General features: G+C 62.3%; 24 protein-coding genes. 19 read left to right on the plus strand and 5 right to left on the minus strand.

The annotated features are described in order from the left end of the window. Window positions 1–12: 12 nt before the first annotated feature. The 7 genes from NKI54_RS16335 to NKI54_RS16365 all read left to right on the plus strand — a co-directional run bounded on the left by NKI54_RS16335 (window position 13) and on the right by NKI54_RS16365 (window position 5,852). The gene (locus NKI54_RS16335) at window positions 13–1,389 is read left to right on the plus strand and encodes a pyruvate dehydrogenase complex dihydrolipoamide acetyltransferase (RefSeq protein WP_352691959.1); all 1,377 of its coding nucleotides are present in this window, start codon (window positions 13–15) and stop codon (window positions 1,387–1,389) included. A gap of 18 nt (window positions 1,390–1,407) precedes the next feature. Continuing rightward, on the plus strand, window positions 1,408–1,827 hold the full coding sequence (locus NKI54_RS16340) for a hypothetical protein (protein ID WP_023675084.1): 420 nt from the start codon (window positions 1,408–1,410) through the stop codon (window positions 1,825–1,827). Continuing rightward, window positions 1,824–2,462 carry an SGNH/GDSL hydrolase family protein gene (locus tag NKI54_RS16345; protein WP_023675083.1) on the plus strand — a complete coding sequence of 213 codons (639 nt, stop codon included), beginning with the start codon at window positions 1,824–1,826 and terminating at the stop codon, window positions 2,460–2,462. Before NKI54_RS16340 ends, NKI54_RS16345 begins: the two co-directional genes overlap by 4 nt. An 11-nt stretch (window positions 2,463–2,473) precedes the next feature. Next, window positions 2,474–3,919 (plus strand): dihydrolipoyl dehydrogenase, encoded by a 1,446-nt coding sequence (lpdA, locus tag NKI54_RS16350; RefSeq protein ID WP_023675082.1) that lies wholly within the window; start codon window positions 2,474–2,476, stop codon window positions 3,917–3,919. 98 nt (window positions 3,920–4,017) lie between these two features. Next, window positions 4,018–4,275, plus strand: a complete 258-nt coding sequence (locus tag NKI54_RS16355) for a GlsB/YeaQ/YmgE family stress response membrane protein (RefSeq protein ID WP_023675081.1) — start codon at window positions 4,018–4,020, stop codon at window positions 4,273–4,275. A gap of 137 nt (window positions 4,276–4,412) precedes the next feature. Next, window positions 4,413–5,378, plus strand: coding sequence for a lipoyl synthase (gene lipA / locus NKI54_RS16360; protein ID WP_023675080.1), 966 nt, complete (start codon window positions 4,413–4,415; stop codon window positions 5,376–5,378). A 12-nt stretch (window positions 5,379–5,390) separates the two neighbouring features. Continuing rightward, window positions 5,391–5,852 carry a type II toxin-antitoxin system RatA family toxin gene (locus tag NKI54_RS16365; RefSeq protein ID WP_023675079.1) on the plus strand — a complete coding sequence of 154 codons (462 nt, stop codon included), beginning with the start codon at window positions 5,391–5,393 and terminating at the stop codon, window positions 5,850–5,852. On the opposite strand, the gene NKI54_RS16370 is transcribed toward NKI54_RS16365, so the two are convergent. Then, window positions 5,828–6,337 (minus strand): CinA family protein, encoded by a 510-nt coding sequence (locus tag NKI54_RS16370; RefSeq protein WP_352593871.1) that lies wholly within the window; start codon window positions 6,335–6,337, stop codon window positions 5,828–5,830. The genes NKI54_RS16365 and NKI54_RS16370 overlap by 25 nt on opposite strands. Further along, on the minus strand, window positions 6,334–7,554 hold the full coding sequence (locus tag NKI54_RS16375) for a bifunctional 2-C-methyl-D-erythritol 4-phosphate cytidylyltransferase/2-C-methyl-D-erythritol 2,4-cyclodiphosphate synthase (RefSeq protein ID WP_352636699.1): 1,221 nt from the start codon (window positions 7,552–7,554) through the stop codon (window positions 6,334–6,336). Before NKI54_RS16375 ends, NKI54_RS16370 begins: the two co-directional genes overlap by 4 nt. A 180-nt stretch (window positions 7,555–7,734) precedes the next feature. Here NKI54_RS16375 and dusB point away from each other — a divergent pair, with 180 nt between their 5' ends. The 8 genes from dusB (at window position 7,735) to hflX (ending at window position 17,856) form a co-directional block, all read left to right on the plus strand. Then, window positions 7,735–8,760: a tRNA dihydrouridine synthase DusB gene (gene dusB, locus NKI54_RS16380; protein ID WP_352636700.1), complete on the plus strand. Its 1,026-nt coding sequence runs from the start codon at window positions 7,735–7,737 to the stop codon at window positions 8,758–8,760. Then, complete coding sequence (locus NKI54_RS16385) at window positions 8,757–9,899, plus strand: two-component system sensor histidine kinase NtrB (protein ID WP_023675075.1); 1,143 nt, start codon at window positions 8,757–8,759, stop codon at window positions 9,897–9,899. Before dusB ends, NKI54_RS16385 begins: the two co-directional genes overlap by 4 nt. Continuing rightward, window positions 9,896–11,356 (plus strand): nitrogen regulation protein NR(I), encoded by a 1,461-nt coding sequence (ntrC, locus tag NKI54_RS16390; RefSeq protein WP_023675074.1) that lies wholly within the window; start codon window positions 9,896–9,898, stop codon window positions 11,354–11,356. Before NKI54_RS16385 ends, ntrC begins: the two co-directional genes overlap by 4 nt. Window positions 11,357–11,484: 128 nt before the next feature. Further along, window positions 11,485–13,770, plus strand: coding sequence for a sensor histidine kinase NtrY-like (locus tag NKI54_RS16395; RefSeq protein ID WP_023675073.1), 2,286 nt, complete (start codon window positions 11,485–11,487; stop codon window positions 13,768–13,770). Continuing rightward, on the plus strand, window positions 13,760–15,121 hold the full coding sequence (ntrX, locus tag NKI54_RS16400) for a nitrogen assimilation response regulator NtrX (RefSeq protein ID WP_023675072.1): 1,362 nt from the start codon (window positions 13,760–13,762) through the stop codon (window positions 15,119–15,121). Before NKI54_RS16395 ends, ntrX begins: the two co-directional genes overlap by 11 nt. 88 nt (window positions 15,122–15,209) lie before the next feature. Beyond that, window positions 15,210–16,073, plus strand: a complete 864-nt coding sequence (locus NKI54_RS16405; RefSeq protein WP_023675071.1) for a D-amino-acid transaminase — start codon at window positions 15,210–15,212, stop codon at window positions 16,071–16,073. Between the two features lie 145 nt (window positions 16,074–16,218). Further along, window positions 16,219–16,464, plus strand: coding sequence for an RNA chaperone Hfq (hfq, locus tag NKI54_RS16410; RefSeq protein ID WP_006202172.1), 246 nt, complete (start codon window positions 16,219–16,221; stop codon window positions 16,462–16,464). Continuing rightward, entirely contained in the window at window positions 16,465–17,856 is a 1,392-nt protein-coding gene (hflX, locus tag NKI54_RS16415; protein WP_023675070.1) for a GTPase HflX, read from the plus strand. Between the two features lie 6 nt (window positions 17,857–17,862). Here hflX and mazG read toward each other — a convergent pair whose 3' ends face one another. Both mazG and NKI54_RS16425 read right to left on the minus strand, forming a co-directional pair. Next, entirely contained in the window at window positions 17,863–18,687 is an 825-nt protein-coding gene (gene mazG / locus NKI54_RS16420; protein WP_023675069.1) for a nucleoside triphosphate pyrophosphohydrolase, read from the minus strand. Window positions 18,688–18,826: 139 nt separating this feature from the next. After that, the gene (locus tag NKI54_RS16425; RefSeq protein WP_023675068.1) at window positions 18,827–20,011 is read right to left on the minus strand and encodes an amino acid aminotransferase; all 1,185 of its coding nucleotides are present in this window, start codon (window positions 20,009–20,011) and stop codon (window positions 18,827–18,829) included. 218 nt (window positions 20,012–20,229) lie between these two features. Between NKI54_RS16425 and NKI54_RS16430 the strand changes: the two genes are divergently transcribed. Genes NKI54_RS16430 through NKI54_RS16445 form a run of 4 tightly spaced genes read left to right on the plus strand, consistent with a single transcriptional unit; the run spans window position 20,230 to window position 22,852 of the window. Continuing rightward, entirely contained in the window at window positions 20,230–20,763 is a 534-nt protein-coding gene (locus tag NKI54_RS16430) for a sigma-70 family RNA polymerase sigma factor (RefSeq protein ID WP_023675067.1), read from the plus strand. Beyond that, window positions 20,760–21,533: an anti-sigma factor family protein gene (locus NKI54_RS16435; protein WP_023675066.1), complete on the plus strand. Its 774-nt coding sequence runs from the start codon at window positions 20,760–20,762 to the stop codon at window positions 21,531–21,533. Before NKI54_RS16430 ends, NKI54_RS16435 begins: the two co-directional genes overlap by 4 nt. 24 nt (window positions 21,534–21,557) lie before the next feature. After that, on the plus strand, window positions 21,558–22,265 hold the full coding sequence (locus tag NKI54_RS16440; protein ID WP_023675065.1) for a Bax inhibitor-1/YccA family protein: 708 nt from the start codon (window positions 21,558–21,560) through the stop codon (window positions 22,263–22,265). Between the two features lie 23 nt (window positions 22,266–22,288). Next, window positions 22,289–22,852: a DUF2076 domain-containing protein gene (locus NKI54_RS16445; protein WP_245274627.1), complete on the plus strand. Its 564-nt coding sequence runs from the start codon at window positions 22,289–22,291 to the stop codon at window positions 22,850–22,852. A 157-nt stretch (window positions 22,853–23,009) separates the two neighbouring features. On the opposite strand, the gene NKI54_RS16450 is transcribed toward NKI54_RS16445, so the two are convergent. Further along, a partial coding sequence (locus NKI54_RS16450; RefSeq protein ID WP_352691962.1) for a hypothetical protein occupies window positions 23,010–23,796 on the minus strand: 787 nt, incomplete at its 5' end.

The following is a 23,796-nucleotide window of genomic DNA, read 5'->3' on the forward strand; positions in this document are numbered from 1 at the left end:
CGGGAGGACAAAATGCCGATCAACATCACCATGCCGGCGCTGTCGCCCACAATGGAAGAGGGCAATCTTTCCAAGTGGCTGGTCAAGGAAGGCGATAAAGTTTCGCCCGGCGACGTGATTGCCGAGATCGAGACCGACAAGGCGACGATGGAAGTCGAAGCCGTCGACGAGGGCACGGTCGCCAAGCTGGTGGTTCCGGCCGGCACAGAAGGCGTCAAGGTCAATGCGCTGATCGCGGTGCTGGCTGCCGAGGGCGAGGATGCTGCTTCTGCCGCCAAAAGCGGTGATGGCGCTGCGCCGGCCAAGGCTGAGGCTCCGAAAGCGGAAGCCCCCAAAGCTGAAACATCAAAGCCCGAAGCGTCGAAGCAGGAGCCTGCCGCACCTGCGCCTAAGGCGGAAGCGGTGCCGGTCGCCAACGGCCACGCAAGCGGTGAGCGCATCTTCGCCTCGCCGCTGGCCCGGCGCATTGCCAGGGAAGCCGGCGTCGATGTCGCGGCGCTGACAGGCTCCGGCCCCCGCGGCCGCGTAGTAAAGGCCGATGTCGATGCCGCAATTTCCAGTGGCGGCGCCAAGGCGGCACCAGCAGCAAAAGCGGCGCCCGCCGGCGCTCCGGCACCTGCGGCCGCAGCACCCAAGGCGATGTCGGACGAGCAGGTGCTCAAACTGTTTGCCGAAGGCTCCTACGAGCTGATCCCGCACGACAATATGCGCAAGACCATTGCGAGGCGGCTGGTCGAAGCCAAGACCACCATCCCGCATTTCTATCTGACGCTCGACTGCGAGCTCGACGCACTTCTGGCCCTGCGCGCGCAGATCAATGCGGCCGCGCCGGTGAAGAAGACCGAGAAGGGCGAAACGCCGGCCTACAAGCTGTCGGTCAACGACATGGTCATCAAGGCTCTTGCCATGGCGCTGATGGCGGTTCCGGATGCCAATGCGTCGTGGACAGAAAACGCCATGATCAAACACAAGCACGCCGATGTCGGCGTTGCCGTATCGATCCCCGGCGGCCTGATCACCCCGATCATCCGGCGTGCTGACGAAAAGACGATGTCCGTCATCTCCAACGAGATGAAGGATCTTGCCGGCCGCGCCCGCAGCCGCAAGCTGAAGCCGGAAGAATATCAGGGCGGCACCACGGCGGTGTCCAATCTCGGCATGTTCGGCATCAAGGATTTTTCTGCCGTCATCAACCCGCCGCATGCGACGATCCTTGCGGTCGGCGCCGGCGAGCAACGCGCAGTGGTCAAGAACGGCGAGATCAAGATCGCCACAATCATGTCGGTGACGCTGTCGACCGATCACCGCGCCGTCGACGGTGCGCTCGGCGCCGAGCTGCTCGTCGCCTTCAAGCGTATGATCGAAAATCCAATGGGCATGCTGGTTTAAGAGAAGGGAAACAGGGCGGTGCGGAAATTCTTCACCAGCCTTTTTGCCTTCTTTCTTTCCGGTTTGGCCGGCGGATTGGTGGTGCAGTGGCTCGCCGTCGCCACCAAGGCCGACGTGGAGTACATCCTTGTATTCATGATCTCGGCTCTCGTCACCATCTTCGCGACGCTCGCATTCTTCATCGCACAATTCATGTCGGACCCACGACGGGCAACAAAACTGACCGCGACCATAGGGGTAGCATCTTTTGTGCTCGTTGGAGTTTCCCTGATCGGCTGGACTTTCTCCCAGCCGCCGGGCAAGCGCGAGTGGTCGGGCGATCTTCCTATCGTCGCCGGTCTCGTCCTGCCAGGCATCGCTACGGTGCTGGTCCAGTGGCTTTTCGTGCGCTGGCGATTGGCGCGCTCGCAACCAGGTTTCGGCGGGGCAGGCACATGAAGACGGTCCTCTGCTACGGCGATTCGCTTACCTGGGGCTATGACGCGGCAAACCTCGGCCGGCATCCGCTGGAAGATCGCTGGCCGAGCGTGCTGCAGGCGGCATTGGGCAGCGGCGTCGAGGTCATCGCCGAAGGCCTGAATGGCCGAACCACCGCCTTTGACGATCACTTGGCCGGAGCGGACCGCAATGGCGCAAGGCTGTTGCCAACAATCCTGACGACGCATGCGCCGATCGACTTGATCGTCATCATGCTCGGCGCCAACGATATGAAGCCGTGGATTCACGGTAATCCGGTCGCGGCCAAACAAGGTATGCAACGCCTGATCGATATCGTGCGCGGTCATGATTACCCGTTCGATTGGCCGGCGCCGCAGATCCTGATCGTCGCGCCGCCCGTAGTCAGCCGCACGGAAAACGCCGAGTTCAAGGAAATGTTCGCCGGCGGCGATGACGCGTCAAAGCGGCTGGCGCCGCAATATTCCGCCCTTGCCGACGAGGCCGGCTGCGGCTTCTTCGATGCCGGCACGGTGGCCAAAACCACGCCGCTCGACGGCGTCCACCTGGACGCGGAAAACACGCGGAACGTCGGGCAAGCGCTGGCGCCGCTCGTGCGCCTCATGTTGGAATTGTGAAGGAGAAAGCCGTGGCTGAGAACTACGACGTCATCATCATCGGCTCCGGCCCCGGCGGCTATGTCACTGCAGTGCGTTCGGCCCAGCTTGGCTTCAAGACGGCGATCGTCGAGCGCGAGCACTTGGGCGGCATCTGCCTCAACTGGGGCTGCATTCCGACCAAAGCGCTGCTGCGCTCCGCCGAGATCATGCACTATTCGGATCATCTGAAGGACTACGGCCTGAAGATCGATGGCAAGGTCGGCGTCGACACAGCCGCCGTCGTCGATCGCTCGCGAAAGGTCTCGCTGCGGCTCAACGGCGGCGTCGGCTTCCTGATGAAGAAGAACAAGGTCGACGTCATCTGGGGCGAAGCCAAGCTGACCAAACCTGGCGAGATCGTCGTGTCGAAATCGTCGAAGAAGCCGATGGAGCCGCAGCCGCCGGCGCCCAAGGGCGTCAAGGGCGAGGGCACCTATAGCGCCAAGCACATCATCCTGGCGACCGGCGCCAGGCCGCGCGCGCTGCCCGGCATCGAGCCTGACGGCAAGTTGATCTGGACCTATTTCGAGGCGATGGTGCCGAAAGAGATGCCGAAATCGCTGCTGGTGATGGGCTCGGGCGCCATCGGCATCGAGTTCGCCTCGTTCTACCGCACCATGGGCGCCGAGGTGACGGTGGTCGAACTGCTGCCGGCTGTGATGCCGGTCGAGGACGCCGAGGTCTCGAAATTCGCGCAGAAGCAGTTCGAGAAGCAGGGCATGAAGATCATCTTAGAAGCCAAGGTGACCAAGGTCGAGAAGGGCACTAACTCGGTCACCGCGCATGTCGAGATGAAGGACGGCAAGGTCGAGAAGATCACCGCCGACCGCATGATCTCGGCCGTCGGCGTACAGGGCAACATCGAGAATCTCGGCCTCGAGGCGCTCGGCGTGAAGACCGAACGCGGCTGCGTCGTCGTCGACGGCTACGGCAAGACCAACGTGCCCGGCATCTATGCCATCGGCGATGTCGCCGGACCGCCGATGCTCGCCCACAAGGCCGAGCATGAGGGCGTGGTGTGCGTGGAAAAGATCGCCAATTTCCCCGGCGTGCATGCCATTGACAAGCTGAAGATCCCGGGCTGCACCTATTGCAATCCGCAAGTCGCCTCGGTCGGACTGACGGAAGCCAAAGCGAACGCCGATGGCAAGGACATCCGCGTCGGCCGCTTCCAGTTCGCCGCAAACGGCAAGGCGATTGCGCTCGGCGAGGACCAAGGCTTCGTCAAGACCATTTTCGACAAGAAGACCGGCCAGTTGCTGGGTGCCCACATGGTCGGCGCAGAAGTAACCGAACTGATCCAGGGCTTCGTCGTGGCGATGAATCTGGAGACCACCGAGGAAGAGCTGATGCACACGATCTTCCCGCACCCGACGCTGTCGGAGATGATGAAGGAGAGTGTACTCGACGCCTATGGCCGCGCACTGAATGCATGATAAATTAGTTGGGCGAGTCTCACACGGAAGACACAAAGGAACTCGACGGCAGAGCAATTCGTTTCGCAGGCATCATCCATCATACAAGGAGAGGGCATATGGAAATGAACGGCGTGGGCTGGGTTGCAGCCATCATCATCGGCGGCCTGGCGGGATGGCTCGCCGAGATGGTCATGAAGAGCAATACCGGCATCCTCATGAACATCGTTCTCGGCATTGTCGGCGCAATCGTGTTGAATGCCATCTTGCAGGCCCTGAACATCGGCATCTTCGGCGTCGGCTGGATCGCCTATCTGATCACCGGCTTCATCGGTGCCTGCATTCTGATTGCGGTCGGACGACTGGTACGCCGCTAACCTCTGTCGGCACTTGCTATGCGAAAAAGGCCACCGCGGCATGCGTGATCGCGGCCTTTTTCTTTTCGCCGAAAAGTCCTAGATGACGTGGGTAGAGCGAGCGCTGGACAAGCGCTTGCCAATGAGCCGGGTTTCACATGGTCACCGTCCTCGACACGATTGCCAATGCGCCGCGCCTGCGGCATCCCGAAAAGGCGCACAAGCCGGATCAGGACGTACTGCGCAAGCCTGACTGGATCCGCGTCAAGGCGCCGATGTCGAAAGGCTATGCCGAGACGCGCGAAATCGTGAAGTCTCACAAACTGGTGACGGTTTGCGAAGAGGCGGGCTGCCCCAATATCGGCGAGTGCTGGGAGAAGAAGCACGCCACCTTCATGATCATGGGCGACATCTGCACGCGGGCCTGCGCCTTTTGCAATGTCGCCACCGGCATCCCGACCGCACTCGATCCCGACGAGCCGGCGCGTGTCGCGCATGCGGTCAAGCAAATGGGCTTGAGCCATGTCGTCATCACCTCCGTCGATCGCGACGATCTCGCCGATGGCGGGGCCCAGCATTTTGCCGATGTCATCCGTGCGATCAGGGCAGCAACCCCGTCGACGACAATCGAAATCCTGACGCCCGATTTCCTGCGCAAGGACGGTGCACTGGAGATCGTCGTGGCGGCCAAGCCGGACGTTTTCAACCATAATCTCGAGACCGTTCCGTCGAACTATCTGACTGTTCGGCCGGGTGCGCGCTATTTCCACTCGATCAGGCTCTTGCAGCGGGTCAAGGAACTCGATCCCTCGATCTTCACCAAGTCCGGTATCATGGTCGGCCTTGGCGAGGAGCGGAACGAAATCCTGCAGCTGATGGACGATTTGCGTTCGGCCAATGTCGACTTCATGACCATCGGCCAATATCTGCAGCCGTCGAAGAAGCACCATCCGGTGATCCGCTTCGTCACGCCGGAGGAATTCAAGTCCTTTGAGACGATCGGCAGGACCAAGGGCTTCCTGCTGGTAGCGTCGAGCCCGCTGACGCGCTCGTCGCACCATGCCGGGGACGACTTTGCTAGGTTGCGCGCGGCGCGCGAAGCGTTTCTCAGGAAGTCCGCCTAACACACTGGTTTCATGCCACAATTCGAAGCCCATAGCCGCGTTGCGCATACGCCGGAACAGATGTTCGCTCTGGTTGCCGATATCGAATCCTATCCGCAATTCCTGCCGCTTTGCGAGGCACTTACGGTTCGTTCGCGCAAGGAACGCAACGGACGCACCCTGCTCATCGCGGACATGAGCATCGGCTACAAGGCGATCCGCGAGACTTTCACCACGCAGGTGCTGCTGAAGCCTGACGAGAACGCCATCGACGTCAAATACATCGACGGCCCGTTCAAATATCTCAGCAATGTCTGGCGCTTCGACCCGGCGGACGGCGGCGGTTGCAACGTCTGTTTCTTTATCGACTATGAGTTCAAGAGCCGCATTCTGGGTGCGCTCATGGGAACCATGTTCGACCGCGCCTTCCGCATGTTCTCCGAGGCGTTCGAGAAACGTGCCGAAATCATCTACGGCGCGCCATCGGCAGCCTGATCCGCGGCGAGCGCGCGTAGACCCAGTTCAAGCGCATGTCGGACCGTCTCCCGGCGGATGAAATCACGGCCCTTGTCGGCGAACAGCTGGCATTCGCTGACTACCGGCCGGCCAGCCACGGCAACGCCGAACCAGACCAGGCCGACAGGTTTTTCCGCAGAGCCGCCGTCCGGACCGGCGATGCCGGTCACCGCCAGGGCGAGCCCGGCCGGCGAATGCGTCAAGGCTCCGGCCGCCATCTCCACCGCAGTCTCGCGCGAGACCGCGCCGTGCGCCTCGAGCGTAGCGGCCGAGACGCCGAGCATCTCGGTCTTGGCCCGGTTGGAATAGGTGATGAAGCCGCGATCGACCACCGCGGAAGAGCCGGCGATGTCGGTCAGCGCGGCGATGATCATGCCGCCGGTGCAGCTCTCCGCCGTCGCCAGCATCATGCCGCGCTGCTGGCAGGCCTTAAGCAGGACATCTGCGAGACCGCTATTGCTCATTCAGGGACATCCCCTGGAAACACAACGCTGGCAGTCGCGATGGCCGCTATGCCTTCCTCACGGCCGACGAAGCCGAGCTTCTCATTGGTTGTCGCCTTGATCGAGATGCGATCGCGCGAAATTCGCAGCATTGCCGAAAGCGCTTCGGTCATGGCCTCGCGATGTGGGCCGACGCGCGGCGCCTCGCAGATCAGGGTGATGTCGGCGTTGGCAATGCGCCCGCCGCCCTCGCGCACCAGCTTCACCGCGTGTTCGACGAAGATGCGTGAAGCGGCCCCTTTCCACTGCGGGTCGGAGGGCGGGAAATGCGTGCCGATGTCACCGGCGCCGCAGGTGGCCAGCAGGGCGTCGGTCAAGGCGTGGAGACCGACATCGGCATCCGAATGGCCGGACAATTTCTTGCCGTGCGGAATAGCTACACCGCACAGGGTGACATGGTCGCCGGGCTCGAAGGCATGGACGTCATAGCCATTGCCGGTTCGGATGTCCGGAAAACGTGCCCCCCCGGAAAGCCGCTGATCCGCCATCGCAATATCCCTTGCCCAGGTCAGTTTGACATTGTCCGGCGAGCCGGGAACGATCTTCACCGGAATATGCGCCCATTCGGCGATTGCCGCATCGTCCGTGAAATCCGCTTTGCCCAGATGATGAGCCTTTTCGTGCGCAGCCAGGATCGGCCAGAACGGAAAGCCTTGCGGTGTCTGTGCGGCATGAAGCCCGGCCCTGGACACGGTTTCGCCGATCATGCCTTCGGCCGTTTCGCGCTTGAGCGTATCGGCAACGGGCAAGGCAGGCAGTGCTCCCTGGCGCTCGCCAATGGCGGCGATCGTGCGGTCTATCAGTTCCGCGTCGACAAACGGCCGAGCCGCATCATGGATCAGCACCCGGCCCGGCGCATGGCTTCTTAACGCCAGCAGTCCAAGCCGGACGGACTCCTGCCGTGACGTACCGCCGGTCACCGCGACGACACGGTCGGCGTTCGCACCCGCCGCACGGCGAAAAAGCGCGCCGTCGTCGGCATGGATAGCAACGACGACAGGTCCAATCTTCGGATGCGTCAGAAAGGCGTCGAGCGTGCGTGCGATAACGGCGCCGCCGCCAATCTGCTGGTACTGCTTCGGCCCATTGGCCTGTCCGGCGCGCGCGCCGCGGCCGGCGGCAACGATGACCACCGCGACCTTGTCGTCCGCAGCTTGCTTTTCGCTCACATCTCTCATGCCGAGACGCTTAGCGCATGATCCCGAAAAGTGGTATCGCTTTCGGAAGACCTAGGATTGATGCTATCCGGCGATCCTTTTTTTCCCAAATGCGCCTTAATGTCACGACATTGCGCGTTGCACATTGCCGTCGTTCTGGCTAGAGAATGTGCAGCAACCGAAGGTGCTTGGTTTTTGTGCATGCCTGATGTGACCAAATTGGCTTCGCCGCTGGATGTGGGTGGCGTGAGAATCCGCAACCGCGTGTTTCTCGCGCCGATGTCGGGCATCACCGACGAGCCGTTCCGGCAGCGCGCCCATGCCCATGGCGCCGGGCTGGTCGTGTCGGAAATGGTGGCGAGCGGTGAGCTTGCAAAGGGCAGGGCTGGCTCGGGCCTGCGCATCCGTCATTCCGGGCTGCCTGTCCACATGGTCCAGCTTGCCGGCCGCGAGGCGATGCACATGGCCGAGGGCGCGCGAATCGCGGTCGGCGAAGGCGCCGACATCATCGACATCAACATGGGCTGTCCGGCCAAAAAGGTGACGGGCGGCTATGCCGGTTCGGCACTGATGCGAGACCTCGACCACGCGCTGTCGCTGATCGAAGCGGTAGTCGCCGCGGTCGACGTGCCGGTCACGGTCAAAATGCGGCTCGGCTGGGACGAAGGCGCGCTCAACGCGCCGATGCTGGCGCGACGCGCCGAGCAGGCCGGGGTGATGATGGTGACGGTGCATGGCCGCACACGTTGCCAGTTCTATCAGGGCACGGCCGACTGGCGTGCCATCGCACGCGTCAAGCAGGCCGTCTCGATCCCTGTGGTTGCCAATGGCGATGTCGGCTCGCCGGCAGAGGCTGCGTCGATCCTTGACCAATCCGGCGCCGACGCGGTGATGATCGGCCGTGCGCACTATGGCGCGCCGTGGACCGCCGGCAGCATTGTAGCGGCCGCGCTGGCCGAGCCAGTATCCGGCATGCCGGAAAGCCCGCAAGCGCTGACCGATTACGTCATTGCCCATTACGAAGACATGCTGACGCTCTATGGCGTGGAAAGCGGATTGCGCCAGGCGCGCAAGCATCTCGGCTGGTATCTCGACCGCCACGCCGCCACAAGCGACGACCGGCGCAAGGCCATACTCACGTCTTTCGAGCCTGGGCGCGTCATTGCGTTGCTGCGCGACATGTTTTCAACCGCTCCCGAAGCGGCGAACCTGCGGAGTGCGGCATGAACGCCACCGTCACACAGAGCACGGATATGGCGGACGCCGCGCATATTGTGCTCAACACCATTCGTCGGCCGGTGATCATGGTCGATCCGCAAGGCTTCATCACCTTCGCCAATGCCGATGCCGAGGATTTTTTCCGTTCGAGCGCCACGATGCTCGCGCGCAACACGCTGCACAAGCTCATTCCTTTCGGCAGCCCGCTGCTGACGCTTGTCGACCAGGTGCGCGAGCGCCGGGCGCCAGTCAACGAATACCGGGTGGACGTGTCGTCGCCGCGGCTCGGCATCGAGAAGGTGGTCGATCTCTACGTCGCGCCTGTGACGGAATTTCCAGGCTCCGTCGTGGTAATGTTCCAGGAACGCTCAATGGCCGACAAGATCGACCGGCAGATGACGCATCGCGGTGCGGCGCGCTCGGTCACCGGCCTTGCCGCGATGCTTGCCCATGAGATCAAGAACCCGCTGTCCGGCATTCGTGGTGCCGCGCAGCTGCTTGAACTGTCGGCGTCCGACGAGGATCGCGCACTGACCAGGCTGATCACCGACGAGACCGACCGCATTGTCTCGCTGGTCGACCGCATGGAGGTGTTTTCGGACGAGCGGCCGATCGACCGCTACCCCGTCAACATCCATGTCGTGCTCGACCATGTCAAAGCAATCGCCAAGAACGGTTTTGCCAAGAGGATCAAGATATTAGAGGATTATGATCCATCATTGCCTCCGGTCTTTGCCAATCGCGACCAGCTCATCCAAGTGTTCCTCAATCTGGTAAAAAATGCCGCCGAGGCGATCGGCAGCGATCCGCAGGGCGAGATCATGCTGTCGACCGCCTTCCGCCCGGGCATCCGTGTTTCCGTGCCCGGAACGCAGGACCGCGTGTCGCTGCCATTGGAATTCTGCGTGCGCGACAACGGTTCGGGTGTCTCCGAGGATATCCTGCCGATCCTGTTCGATCCTTTCATCACCACCAAGCCGAACGGCTCCGGTCTCGGTCTGGCGCTGGTCGCAAAGATCGTCGGCGAGCATGGCGGCATCATTGAATGCGAATCGACGCCGCGCGGCACCACCTTCCGTATTCTGATGCCGGCGTGGAAAGAAACTCAGTTTGGCACCGACGACGACGGTGAAGGAGACCGCAAATGACCGTTCGCGGCAATATTCTCGTCGCTGACGACGATGCGGCCATCCGCACAGTCCTCAACCAGGCGCTTTCGCGCGTCGGCCACGACGTGCGTGTCACCTCCAATGCTTCGACGCTGTGGCGCTGGGTTGCGGCGGGCGAGGGCGATCTGGTTATCACCGACGTTGTCATGCCTGACGAGAACGCCTTCGACATGCTGCCGCGCATCAAGAAGGCGCGACCGGAACTGCCGGTCATCGTCATGAGTGCGCAGAACACGTTCATGACTGCGATCCGGGCCTCCGAAACCGGAGCCTATGAATATCTGCCGAAACCGTTCGACCTGACGGAGCTGCTCAACATCGTCAACCGCGCGCTTTCCGAGCCGCGGCGGCCCAAGATCGATACGCGTGCCGACGAGCCGCCTGAAACCATGCCGCTGGTCGGCCGCTCGGCGGCCATGCAGGACATCTACCGCATGCTGGCGCGCATGATGCAGACCGACCTGACGGTGATGATCTCGGGCGAATCGGGTACCGGCAAGGAACTGGTGGCGCGCGCGCTGCATGAATATGGCCGTCGTCGTGGTGGCCCCTTCGTCGCCATCAACATGGCGGCGATCCCACGCGACCTGATCGAATCGGAACTATTCGGGCACGAGAAGGGCGCCTTTACCGGCGCACAGAACCGCTCCACTGGCCGTTTCGAGCAGGCCGAAGGCGGCACGCTGTTCCTCGACGAGATCGGCGACATGCCGATGGAAGCGCAGACGCGGCTGCTGCGTGTGCTGCAGCAGGGCGAATACACCACGGTCGGCGGCCGCACGCCGATCAAGACTGACGTGCGCATCGTCGCTGCCACCAACAAGGACCTGCGCACGCTGATCAATCAGGGGCTTTTCCGCGAGGACCTGTTCTACCGCTTGAACGTTGTGCCGCTCAGGCTGCCGGCGCTGCGCGAGCGATCGGAGGACATTCCGGACCTCGTCCGGCACTTCTTCAAGCTCGGCGCCAGTGAAGGCCTGCAGACCAAGCGCATTTCCACCGGCGGCATCGAGCTGATGAAGCGCTACCCATGGCCGGGCAACGTGCGCGAACTCGAAAACCTCATCCGCAGGCTGGCTGCACTGTATTCGCAGGACGAGATTTCTGCCGAGATCATCGAGGCGGAGTTGAAGACCGGCGAAAGGCCTGTCGTTCCAGGTGGCGGCAACCTCATTCCCGATGACCTTTCCATCGGCCAGGCGGTGGAGCATTTCCTGCAACGCTATTTTGCCTCGTTTGCCGGCGACTTGCCCCCGGCCGGGCTCTATCAGCGAATCCTCTCCGAGGTCGAATACCCGCTGGTCCTCGCCTCGATGACCGCAACGCGCGGTAACCAGATCAAGGCTGCGGAATTGCTGGGGCTCAACCGCAACACGCTGCGCAAAAAGATTCGCGAACTCGGCGTCAACGTCTACAAATCGTCCAGGCAGGTCTAGACGAATCCCTTTACGAGCGCTTTCCAGGGGATCGATTGCCGAAAGATTTCCGTCTCGGCCACACTTGTTGCATAATCGCCACAATGCGTTGCATACATCCGACGCAATCACTGGCTCTAGACGGCGACATGGCCCTGCACGCACCGACACTGAGCAAATCGCTTTTCAGCAATACGGGCGCGCGAGACGGTCGCCGGCTGCTTGCGCTGCCGGGCGTGATCGCCGTTGCCGGTGCGCTGGTGACGGCGGCGATCTCCTTCGCCATTCTGGTCGGCGCGACGCCGATCACGCCCGACGCGAGGACGACGCTGGCGCTGATTGCGCTTAATGCGGCGTTCGTCCTGTTTCTGATCTTGCTGGTCGGCCGCGAGGTGCATCGCATCCTGATGGCACGACGGCATGGCAAGGCTGCGTCGCGCCTGCATGTGCGCATAGTGGCGATGTTTGCGCTGGTCGCCGCCATCCCCGCGATCATGGTGGCGATCATCGCGTCGATCACGCTCGACATCGGCCTCGACCGCTGGTTCGAGATCCGCACCAAAACGATCGTCAATTCGTCGTTGTCGATCGCTGACGCCTATGTGCAGGAAAACGCACGAAATCTTCAGGGCACGACGTTGTCGATGGCTTACGACCTCGACGCTTCGCGCACGCTTTACGGCCTCGATCGTACCGGTTTTCTCGACCTCATGAACAAGGAGGCGGTGGGACGCTCGCTGGCGCACGCAGCACTCATCAAGCCCGATGGTTCCTTCGTTATGAGCGCCAAGACCGACGCGGACTTTGCCATGCCGGAGCCGCCTGAGGGCGCCGTGGCAAGCGCTGCCGACGGCAAGCCGGTGCTGATAGAACCGCGCACCCGCAACATCATGGGTGCCATCGTCAAGCTGCGCGAGATCGACGGCCTCTATCTCTACACCATCCGCCTCGTCGATCCCGAGGTGATCAAGGCGCGGCAGATCGTCAAATCCAACACCGCCGAATATCGCGGTCTCGAAGACAATCGCCGCACCTCGCAAGTGGCTTTCGCGCTTCCCTATCTGTCGCTGACGCTGATCATCATCCTGTCCGCCATCTGGACCGGCATTGCGGTGGCCGACCGCCTGGTGCGGCCGATTCGTCAGCTCATCGGCGCGGCCGATGAGGTCGCTACCGGCAATCTCGACGTAGCCGTGCCTGTCCGCCCCTCCGACGGTGACGTCGCCTCGCTCGGCGACACCTTCAACAAGATGCTGATGGAGCTGAAATCGCAGCGCAACGAGATCCTGTCGGCCAAGGATTTGATCGACGAGCGGCGGCGCTTTTCGGAGGCGGTGCTTGCCGGCGTCACCGCCGGGGTCATCGGCGTCGATCCATATGGCATCGTCACCATCGTCAACCGTTCGGCCGAAACGATGCTGGCCATATCCGCCACGGCAGCGCTTGGGCAGAACCTTTCCGCCGTGCTGCCGCATGTCGGCCGCGTCTTCGAGATCGGCCGCAAATCGGGCAAGCCGGTCTATCGCGAACAGGTCACCTTCTATCGTGCCGGCACCGAACGGACCTTCAACGTGCAGATCACGATTGAAGCCGGCGACGACGGTTCGGAGGATAAATCCTACGTCGTGACAGTCGACGACATTACCGATCTGGTCCAGGCACAGCGTTCCTCTGCATGGGCCGACGTGGCGCGGCGCATCGCCCACGAGATCAAGAACCCGTTGACGCCGATCCAGCTTTCGGCCGAGCGCATCAAGCGCCGTTATGGCAAGGTCATCACCGAGGACCGTGAGGTTTTCGATCAATGCACCGACACCATCATCCGGCAAGTGGAGGACATCGGCCGCATGGTCGACGAGTTCTCGGCGTTCGCCCGCATGCCGAAACCGGAAATGAAGGCCATCGATCTGCGCGATTCGTTGCGCGAGGCCTCGTTCCTGGTCGAAGTGAGCCGCGCCGACATCACCTTCGAGCGCGTCTTCGGCAATGAGCCACTCAAAGGCACGTTCGACAGCCGGCTGATGGCGCAGGCGTTCGGCAACGTCATCAAGAATGCTGCCGAAGCCATCGACGGACTTGATGCAGAGGATCGTCCGCACGGCATAATCCGGATTCAAGCCGGGCGTCAGAATGGCGCGATTCGAATCGACGTCATCGACAACGGCAGGGGCTTGCCGCGCGAAAACCGGCAGCGCTTGCTCGAGCCTTACATGACGACACGCGAGAAAGGCACCGGGCTTGGCCTCGCTATCGTCAAGAAGATCGTGGAGGACCATGGCGGGCGACTCGAATTGCACGATGCACCAGCGGACTTCCACGATGGGCGGGGTGCAATGATCAGCATCATCCTGCCGGTTGCCGCCACCGTTCCGATACGCGGCGAGGGCAAGACGGAACACGAAAAAGAAACTGAAAAGGTCGGAAATGGCGTCTGATATTCTCATCGTCGATGACGAGGAAGACATCCGCGAACTCGTCGCCGGTATCCTGAGCGACGAAGGTCACGAAACACGCACGGCGTTTGATGCCGACAGCGCGCTGGCGGCGGTCGCCGACCGGGCACCCAGGCTGGTCTTCCTCGACATCTGGCTGCAGGGCTCGCGGCTCGATGGCCTGGCCTTGCTGGACGAGATCAAGACGATGCACCCGAACCTGCCGGTGGTGATGATCTCGGGCCATGGCAATATCGAAACGGCAGTCTCGGCCATTCGCCGCGGCGCCTATGATTTCATCGAAAAGCCATTCAAGGCCGACAGGCTGATCCTCATTGCCGAACGGGCGCTCGAAACCTCCAAATTGAGACGCGAGGTTTCGGATCTCAAGCTGCGCAGCGGCGAGACTTTCGACCTCATCGGCATGTCATCGGCAATGAGCCAATTGCGCCAGACCATCGAGCGCGTCGCGCCGACCAACAGCCGCGTCATGATTATCGGCCCCTCCGGCTCGGGCAAGGAACTGGCGGCGCGCGCCATCCACGCACTGTCGGCGCGCAAGAGTGCACCGTTTGTGACGCTGAGCGCCGCCAACATCACCCCAGAGCGTATGGAGATCGAGCTGTTCGGCACCGAATCGAACGGCGTCGAACGCAAGGTCGGCGCGCTGGAGGAAGCCCATCGCGGCATTCTCTACATCGATGAAGTGGCCGACATGCCGCGCGAGACGCAAAACAAGATCCTGCGCGTGTTGGTCGAACAGCAGTTCGAGCGGGTAGGGGGCACCAAGCGGGTCAAGGTCGACGTGCGCATCGTCTCGTCGACCTCGCAGAACCTGGAAGCCATGATCGCCGACGGCCGTTTCCGTGAGGACCTTTATCATCGCCTGGCCGTGGTTCCGGTCATGGTGCCGGGACTGGCCGAGCGTCGCGAGGACATTCCTTATCTGGTCGACAATTTCATGAAGCAGATCGCTCGCCAGGCCGGCATAAAGCCGCGCCGCATCGGCGACGACGCGCTGGCGGTGCTGCAGGCGCATAACTGGCCGGGCAACGTTCGCCAGTTGCGCAACAATGTCGAGCGGCTGATGATCCTGGCGCGCGGCGACGATGTCGATGCGCCGATCACCGCCGATCTCCTGCCTGCCGAGATCGGCGACGTCATGCCGCGCACTCCAAACAAATCCGATCAGCACATAATGGCGCTGCCGCTGCGGGAAGCGCGCGAACAATTCGAGAAGGACTATCTGATCGCCCAGATCAACCGTTTTGGCGGCAATATCTCGAAGACGGCAGAGTTTATCGGCATGGAACGCTCTGCATTGCACCGCAAGCTGAAGTCGCTGGGCGTCTGACAGCCAAACCAGTCGTGGCCCACCCAATTATCGGTTACGGCGGTCTTGGAATCGCATAAGAAAGCTGGACTTCTTTCAGGGATTAGCCATGCCGCGCATTGCGTATGTGAACGGGCGCTACGTCGCTCACGCCGAAGCTTCCGTGCATATCGAGGACCGTGGCTATCAATTCGCCGACGGCGTCTACGAGGTCTGCGAGGTGGCACGAGGCTTCATCGTCGACATGCCGCGCCATCTCGCCCGATTGAACCGCTCACTTGCCGAACTCTCGATCGATTGGCCGATCACGCGCGGCGTGCTGCCGCTCGTCATGCGCGAGGTGGTGCGCCGCAACCATGTCGTCGACGGCCTGGTCTATGTCCAGGTGACACGCGGCGTCGCCAGCCGCGAGTTTTTCTTCCCGCCGGCGGACACGAAGCCGTCGCTGGTGGTGACTGCCAAAAAAGCCGATCCTGCAGCTGCCGCGAAGCGGGCCGAGAGCGGGATCCGGGTTATCACGGTGCCGGAGAACCGGTGGGATCGGGTCGATATCAAGTCGGTCGGCCTGCTGCCGAACGTGCTGGCCAAGCAGAAAGCCAAGGAAGCCGGCGCTCAGGAGGCCTGGTTCGTCGATGTCGACGGCACCGTCAAGGAAGGTGGATCGTCGAACGCCTGGATCATCACCGGGGATGGCGTGCTGGTGACGCGGCCGGCCGAGCACGGCATCCTGCGCGGCATCACCCGTACGACGCTGTTCGACGTGGCCGCCAAGCTCGGCCTGAAGATCGAGGAGCGCGGTTTTTCGGTGGCCGAAGCCAAGGCCGCGCGCGAGGTTTTCATCAGCTCCGCGACCACGATTGCCATGCCGGTGGTGGCGATCGATGGCGCTCCCGTCGCCAACGGCCACCCGGGCTCGATAACAGTTTCATTACGGCAGGCCTTTTTTGACGTTGCGGAAAAAAGTCCAGCCTGATAACCGCACAGATGGAATGAACATCAATATATCTCGTTCTGCTTGTCGTTACTGACGGCAAGATGGTGTTTGCGTGCTTGACATGTGCCGGCTAATTTGGCGCATTGGCCTGCAAACCGAAGGGGATCGGCGAAAGACAAGAACAATGGCGGAACGATCGCAAAATCTTCAGGACCTGTTCCTGAATTCAGTTCGCAAGAGCAAAAATCCACTCACCATCTTTCTCATCAACGGCGTGAAGCTGACCGGCGTGGTCACTTCGTTCGACAATTTCTGCGTTCTGCTGCGTCGCGACGGCCATTCCCAGCTTGTCTACAAGCACGCTATTTCCACGATCATGCCGAGCCAGCCGGTTCAGATGTTCGATGGTGAGGAAAGCCAGGGCGCCTGATTGGCACGTGAGAAAGACGCGGACCGCAGCGTTCGCGGAAAACCAGCACATCAGACCGGGACAGAGGCCAACGGCCCGACCCGGGCGGTGGTTATCGTGCCGGTGCTTACCCGGCAGCCTCGTGGCGACGACGACACCAACCGCCCCCGCCTGAGCCGTTCCGCCGAGGCTCGTCGCGACGAGGCCGTCGGCCTCGCCAGCGCAATCGACCTCGACCTGGTCCACACGGCGGTGGTGACCGTCAACGATCCACGCCCGGCGACCTTGCTCGGCAGCGGCAAGGTGGCGGAGTTCGCTGAGATCGTCAAAGAGGGCCACGCGGAAGTGGTCATTGTCGATCATCCGCTGACCCCGGTACAGCAGCGCAACCTCGAAAAAGAGTTGAACGCCAAGGTGCTCGACCGCACCGGGCTGATCCTGGAGATTTTCGGCGAGCGCGCCCGCACCAAGGAAGGCACGCTGCAGGTCGATCTTGCCCATCTCAACTACCAGAAAGGCCGCCTTGTGCGGAGCTGGACCCACCTCGAGCGCCAGCGTGGCGGCGCCGGCTTTCTCGGCGGCCCTGGCGAGACCCAGATCGAGTCGGATCGGCGTGTGCTGCAGGACAAGATCACCAAGCTGAAGCACGAGCTCGAAACTGTGCGCCGCACCCGCGACCTGCACCGCGCCAAGCGCAAGAAGGTGCCATTTCCGGTGGTGGCGATCGTCGGCTACACCAATGCCGGCAAGTCGACTCTGTTCAACCGGATGACCGGAGCAGGGGTGCTGGCCGAAGACATGCTGTTTGCCACGCTCGACCCGACGCTGCGCCGCGTGCGCCTGCCGCACGGCACGCCGATCATCCTTTCCGATACGGTCGGCTTCATTTCCGACCTGCCAACGCATCTGGTCGCGGCCTTCAGGGCGACGCTGGAGGAAGTGGTCGAGGCAGACCTCGTCATTCATCTGCGCGACATCTCCGATCCCGATACGGCCGCGCAGGCCGAAGATGTCGAGCGCATCCTTGCCGATCTCGGCGTCGACGCCCGCGATAGCAAGCGCGTCATCGAAGTATGGAACAAGATCGACCGGCTCGACGAGGGCAACCGGGCGCGGCTGCTTGCCGATGGTGCTGACGGCAAGAAGGCACCGCCGATCGCCATATCGGCGGTAACCGGCGAGGGCATCGATGCGCTGAAGACGATCATCGAGACGATGATGTCGGGCGAACTGGAGACGTTCACCGTCACACTTAAGCCCGACCAACTCGGCGTCGTCGACTGGCTTTACCGCAACGGCGACATCGTCTCGCGCGACGACAATGAGGATGGCAGCGTGACCGTCGCGCTCAAGGCTACACACAGCGCTCGGCAGGAGATCGAAAGCCGATTGCGCCGTCAAAACAACGGGTAGAGGCGTTTACTTCGCGCTTTTTGCCTGCTGCCAGAGCGCTTCCATCTCGTCCAGCGTCGCCTCTTCGAGGCTGTTTCCCGACGCTTGCAGCGTCCGCTCGACATAGTGGAAGCGCGATCGGAATTTTTCGTTGGTGCCACTGAGTGCCGCTTCGGAATCAATTTTGAGGTGCCGGCCGAGATTGACGACCGCAAACAGCATGTCGCCGAACTCGTCCTTGATCGGCGCAGTGTCGCCTTTGGCCAGCGCCTCGCGTAGTTCGCCGATCTCCTCCTCGATTTTGTCGAGGATCGGCGCCGCCTCGCTCCAGTCGAAGCCGACGCGGGCGGCCTTTTCCTGCAGCTTGAGCGCCCGGGGCAGCGCGGGCAGGGCGACCGGCACACTGTCGAGAAAGCCCTTGCCATGGTCTTCCGGGTCGAGCCCACGGGCGAGGCGCGCACTGCGCTTCTCCGCCTTTTCCTCTGCCTTGATCTTTTCCCACATGCCCTTGGCCATGCCGGCGCTGCGCGCCTTGTTGTCGCCGAAGACATGGGGGTGGCGGCGGATCATTTTTGTGGTGATGGCCTGGACCACATCGCCGAATGAAAATTCGCCGGCCTCCTCGGCCATTTGCGCGTGGTAGACCACTTGCAGCAGGAGATCGCCGAGTTCATCCCGCAGATCGTCGAGGTCGCCGCGCGCAATGGCGTCCGCCACTTCGTAGGCTTCCTCGATCGTGTATGGCGCGATTGTCGAAAAGTCCTGCTCGATATCCCACGGGCAACCGGTTTCCGGCGCCCGCAGCGCTGCCATGATCTCGATCAGCCGGGAAATGTCTTTCGAGGGTTTCATCTGGGAAACGCTATCCTGTACATGGCTGTGCGGCCAACGGCTTCAGCCGGTGAGGGCGCCTTGTCCACAGATGGGCGGCCAGACCATGATCCGAAAGTGGAAGCCGGTTTCCGGAAAAGATCCTAACTAGCAAAAAGTATCAGTCGAGCACGGAGACTATCGCCTTGGCGAGCGCATCCATGCCGTCCTCGGGCAGGCCGGCAACGTTGATGCGGCTGTCGCCGACCATGTAGATGGCATGCTCGGCGCGCAGCCGCTCGACTTGCGCTTCCGACAGGCCAAGCCGGGAAAACATGCCGCGATGGCTGGCGACGAAATCGAAACGGTCGGAGTTGGACTGCCGCCGCAGCGCCTCGGCGAACTGGACGCGCAGCCGCAGCATGCGCAGCCGCATCTCTTCAAGCTCTGCTTCCCAGTCGGCACGCAATGCGGGGTCTTCAAGCACGATGCGCACCGCCGCCGCGCCGTGGTCCGGCGGCATCGAATACATGGCGCGCGCCGCCGACAGCATCTGGCCCATCGCCAAATCCGCCTGCGCGCCACCTTTCGCCATGATCAGCGCTGCACCGACTCGGTCGCGATAGACGGCAAAGTTCTTCGAGCAGCTCGAGGCAACGACCATTTCCGGAACTTTTGCCGCCAGAAGGCGCAAGCCGGCGGCATCCGCATCAAGTCCCTCGCCAAAGCCCTGATAGGCGATGTCGACAAAGGGCAGCAGGCCGCGCTCAACGACAAGATCGGCAATGGCAGCCCATTGCGAGATGTCTAGATTGGCGCCTGTCGGGTTATGGCAACAGCCATGCAACAATACGACGTCGCCAGGATTCGCGGTTCTCAATGCATTCAGCATGTCGTCGAAGCGAACCGCACCAGAAGCAGCGTCGAAATAGGGATATTCGCGTGTCTGCAGGCCAGCGGCGCGCATCACCGGCATGTGGTTCGGCCATGTCGGATCCGATAGCCAGACCATCGCGTCGGTGCGGGTCCTTTTCAGCAGCTCTGCTACCAGCCGCAGCGCGCCGGAGCCGCCTGGCGCCTGCGCCGCACGAATGCGCGTCATGTCGGCGGCTGGGCCGAACACCAACCTGGCCATCGCCGCGTTGAAGGCAGTATCGCCGGCAAGGCCGAGATAGGTCTTGGTATCCTGGCCCTGCAGCAGCCGCTTTTCGGCTTCGCGCACCGCGCGCATCACCGGCGTCTTGCCGTCGCGATCCCTATAAACGCCGACCCCAAGATCGACCTTGTCGGGACGCGGGTCGGCGCGATAGAGACCGATCAAGGCCAGGATCTTGTCGGCAGGCGCGGGCTGGAGATTTTCGAACATCGATAAGGTTCCGTTGGCGGCGGAGTGATACGCAAACCGGCCGTACTTTGCCAGCAGTTTCATATGCGCCAACTCGGCGCCGGTTTGCCTCGAGGGCGGCCAATACTATCTGGCGGGCGAGAGCGGGCCCGATATCTCCCAGGACGAGAACGCGGCGAGCCGTAAGAAAATTTCGGGGAGAGCGGGATTAACATCCCGACCTGCTCCGTAAACAGGACATGAAACGGCCGATGCCACGCTTCGATATTCTGGGACAGCTCGGTTCGCTGCGCCGCTATGCACGCTCGCTGACGCGCGACAGCGCCGATGCAGAGGATCTGCTGCATGATGCGCTGGTGCGTGCCTATGAGCGACGCGGCAGCTTCCGCTCCGGCGGAAATCTTCGCGTATGGCTGCTGTCGATCGTCCATAATGCATTCATCGACGGTCTGCGGTCCCGCAAATCCGAAGCAATGCGCATCGAACAGGCCGGCTATCTCGCCGAGGCGAATGTCCAGGCTCCGCAGGAACATTCGGTCCGTCTGGCGCAGGTGCGCGAAGCGTTTTTCGAATTGCCGGAGGAGCAGCGTTCGGCGTTGCATCTCGTCGCCATCGAGGGGCTTAGCTACAGCCAGGCCGCTGAGGTGAGTGGCGTGCCGCTTGGCACGCTGATGTCGCGCATCGGCAGGGCGCGTGCGGCCCTGCGCGAGATGGAGGACGCGGTGCCGGCACGCGCGAAAGGCCATCTGAAGATCGTCGGAGGTGGATCATGAACCAACTGCGCGATCCCGTAACCGGCGCCGATCTCGACGCCTATGTCGACGATCAGCTGGACGTGGCTCGTCGCATCGAGGTCGAGGCGTTCCTTTCGGCCCGCCCGGACGCGGCCGCGCGGGTGATGTCCGACTTACGGATGCGTGACGAATTGCGCGTGGCGCTTGCCGGATCGAAAGGCATGGCGCGGCCCGCGACGGCCGATGCTGCACGACGGCTGGAGCGGGGATTGGCGCGCGGCCGCGTCCTTGGTGCTTTGCAGCGAGTTGCGGCAGTCGCTGTCTTCGTCGCTGCCGGCTGGCTTGCGAACGGGCTCATCGGACCGATATCGGTGACGGAAGTCGTCGCTTCGACCCATCCGCCGGCCTATGTGGAGGACGCGGTCCGGGCGCACCGCACGACGCTCGTGCGCGAGGCGATGTCGTCGCAACCCGAAGCACCCGGCTACAATGCCGACGAAATCCGCGCCGCGACGGCGATCGTGATGCCATCGCTGCCAGCGGACTGGACGGTCCGTGACGTGCAGATCTATCCATCGCAATTCGGACCGAGCGTCGAGATGGCTGTCGAGACGAAAGAGATGGGGCTGGTCTCGTTGTTCGCGATCAGGCCCGGAACATTCGACGTCGTCAAGCCGACCGTCGTTCCCTCGGGCGAAGTTTCCTCGGCTTATTTCCAGATCGGCGAGGTCGCCTACGCGGTCGTCGGACGCAGCGATGTCGGCGGTCTCGATCGCACGGCCGAAGCCCTCGCCAAAACGCTTTACTGATCGACCTGCAAGAAGGAGAACCACATGAACAATCTCGGATATATCGGGGCCGGAGCCCGAGCCGGAGCCGTCTACGATGAAGGCCTGCGCCGGCACATGCTGCGCGTCTATAACTATATGGGCCTTGGCCTCGTCGTTACGGGCGTGATCGCGTTCGTGGTGGCTTCCACGCCCGCTCTTTACGTGCCGATCTTCTCCACACCGCTGAAATGGGTGGTGATGCTGGCCCCGCTGGCCTTTGTGCTCTTGTTCTCGTTTCGGATGCAGGCGATGTCGGCAGGCGGCGCCCAGGCGATGTTCTGGGCATTCTGCGCGGTCATGGGCCTGTCGCTGGCTTCCGTGTTCCTGGTCTTTACCGGCACCAGCATCGCACGCACCTTCTTCATCGCCGCCACCATGTTCGGCGCGACCAGCCTTTACGGGTACACGACCAAACGCGACCTGACGCAGTTTTCGTCGTTCCTGATCATGGGCCTGATCGGCGTGGTGATCGCCAGCATCGTCAATATCTTCCTGGGCTCGACCGCGCTCCAATTCGCGATCTCTGTGATCGGCATCGCCGTCTTCATCGGCCTCACCGCCTGGGATACCCAGACGATCAAGGAGCAGTATGCGGAAAACTTCGGCGCGGAATCACAGCAGAAACTCGCTGTCTTCGGGGCATTCTCGCTCTATCTGAACTTCATCAACATCTTCCAACTGCTGTTGAACTTCACCGGCGAGCGCGAATAGCCGGCGTTGAACCAAGACCGGAGTTGGACATCCTGGACAGAAACGATCAGCAAGCGATCGGACAGCTCTTCGAGAAGTTGGCAAGCGCCGAGCGCCAGGCGCCACCGCGCGATGCCGAAGCAGAGCGCTTCATCCAGGACCAGATCACCCAGCAGCCTGGGGCGCCATATTACATGGCCCAGACGATCGTGGTGCAGGAGCAGGCCCTGAACGCAGCTCAGGCGCGCATAGAAGAACTGGAGGAGCAGGCGCGGCAGCCGGCCGGCGGTGGACCGCTCAGCGGCTTCTTCGGCCGCAGCGGCGGCAGGCGCTCAGGCTCGGTTCCGCGGGTAGGGCGCACCGCCTCCGTTGCAACTGAAGGGCCGCAGGACACGCCACAACGGGCAGGCGGCGGTTTTCTTGCCGACGCCGCGCAGACCGCGATGGGCGTGGCGGGCGGCGTGCTGCTCGGCAACGCGATCGCCGGCGTGCTTGGCGGCAGCGAAGCGAAGGCAGCTGAACAGCCGACGCCGCAGCCGGACGAAGCCGATCAGGCAGGCGATTCCAGCTCCGATAATGGCGGTGACTTCGGTGATATGGAGTTCTGACGAGCGACCCAGCCTGTGCCTGTGCTGGCGCTGGTGACGATTGCGGGTCAGCATCGGCGAGGTGGCGAGGGCAACATCCGGGAAGCGAGCCCTCGCCGGCGGCTAATAGCCCAGGCGCTTCAGTTCAGCCTTGACCGCCGCGATCGTCCGCCGGCGGCTAATAGCCCAGGCGCTTCAGTTCAGCCTTGACCGCCGCGATCGTCTTGAAGCGGAAGTGCTTCGTTGCGCCGTCGCGCCAATGGCAGTCGCATGTGGTATCGAACTTCCGGCTCGCTTTCAATTGAGTCAGCGCCTTCTGGCCTGGCTTGGGGCCATCGAAGATGCGAACTTCGTAGAGCGTCCCTTCGACATCGTAGTGCATCTGAGCCCAGGAAAGTATCACGATCAGTTCCTTTGCCGGGTCGTGGTCGGCGTTGGCGAGGCCGAGCGCTATGACCGGTGTGTCGCCCTCTTGTTCACCGATCGTGACCTGGATTGCGCGATATCTGTTGTCAGCTAGCCGTTGTAGCGCGACGAGTGGGCGTTCCGGATATTCCTCAGTAGTCTGGTAATCGACGAAGAGTGTCTGGAGGCCGTTCCAGCTCACGGCTGTGGTGTGCGGATCAGCATTGTCGGCGAACCCAACAACACGTTTGGCGAAAGCCAGGTCGTTCTCGCCTGGCGCACGATCAAAGTCCTGCGCTCGCGCGCCAGTGAGCGCGCAGGCGAGGGTGAGGGCAAGACTTGCAAGTAGCGGGAGTGTGTTCATGATTCCCAACCCTAGCATGCCCGTTGCCCCACAGCGCTGTTGCGAATGTCTAAGAGTGACCGGCCTGATCTCGCCGCCAACGGATGCTATAGGCGTGTTGCAACCAAGTTCGAATGTCGCGATGTCAGCAAAGTAGAAATGTCGCATAACGGTGCTGCCGGCTGCGACGTGAGCGCCCGATCGGGCGTCAGCTGGT

This window comes from Mesorhizobium sp. M0663 (assembly GCF_040320585.1).
GTDB lineage: Bacteria > Pseudomonadota > Alphaproteobacteria > Rhizobiales > Rhizobiaceae > Mesorhizobium.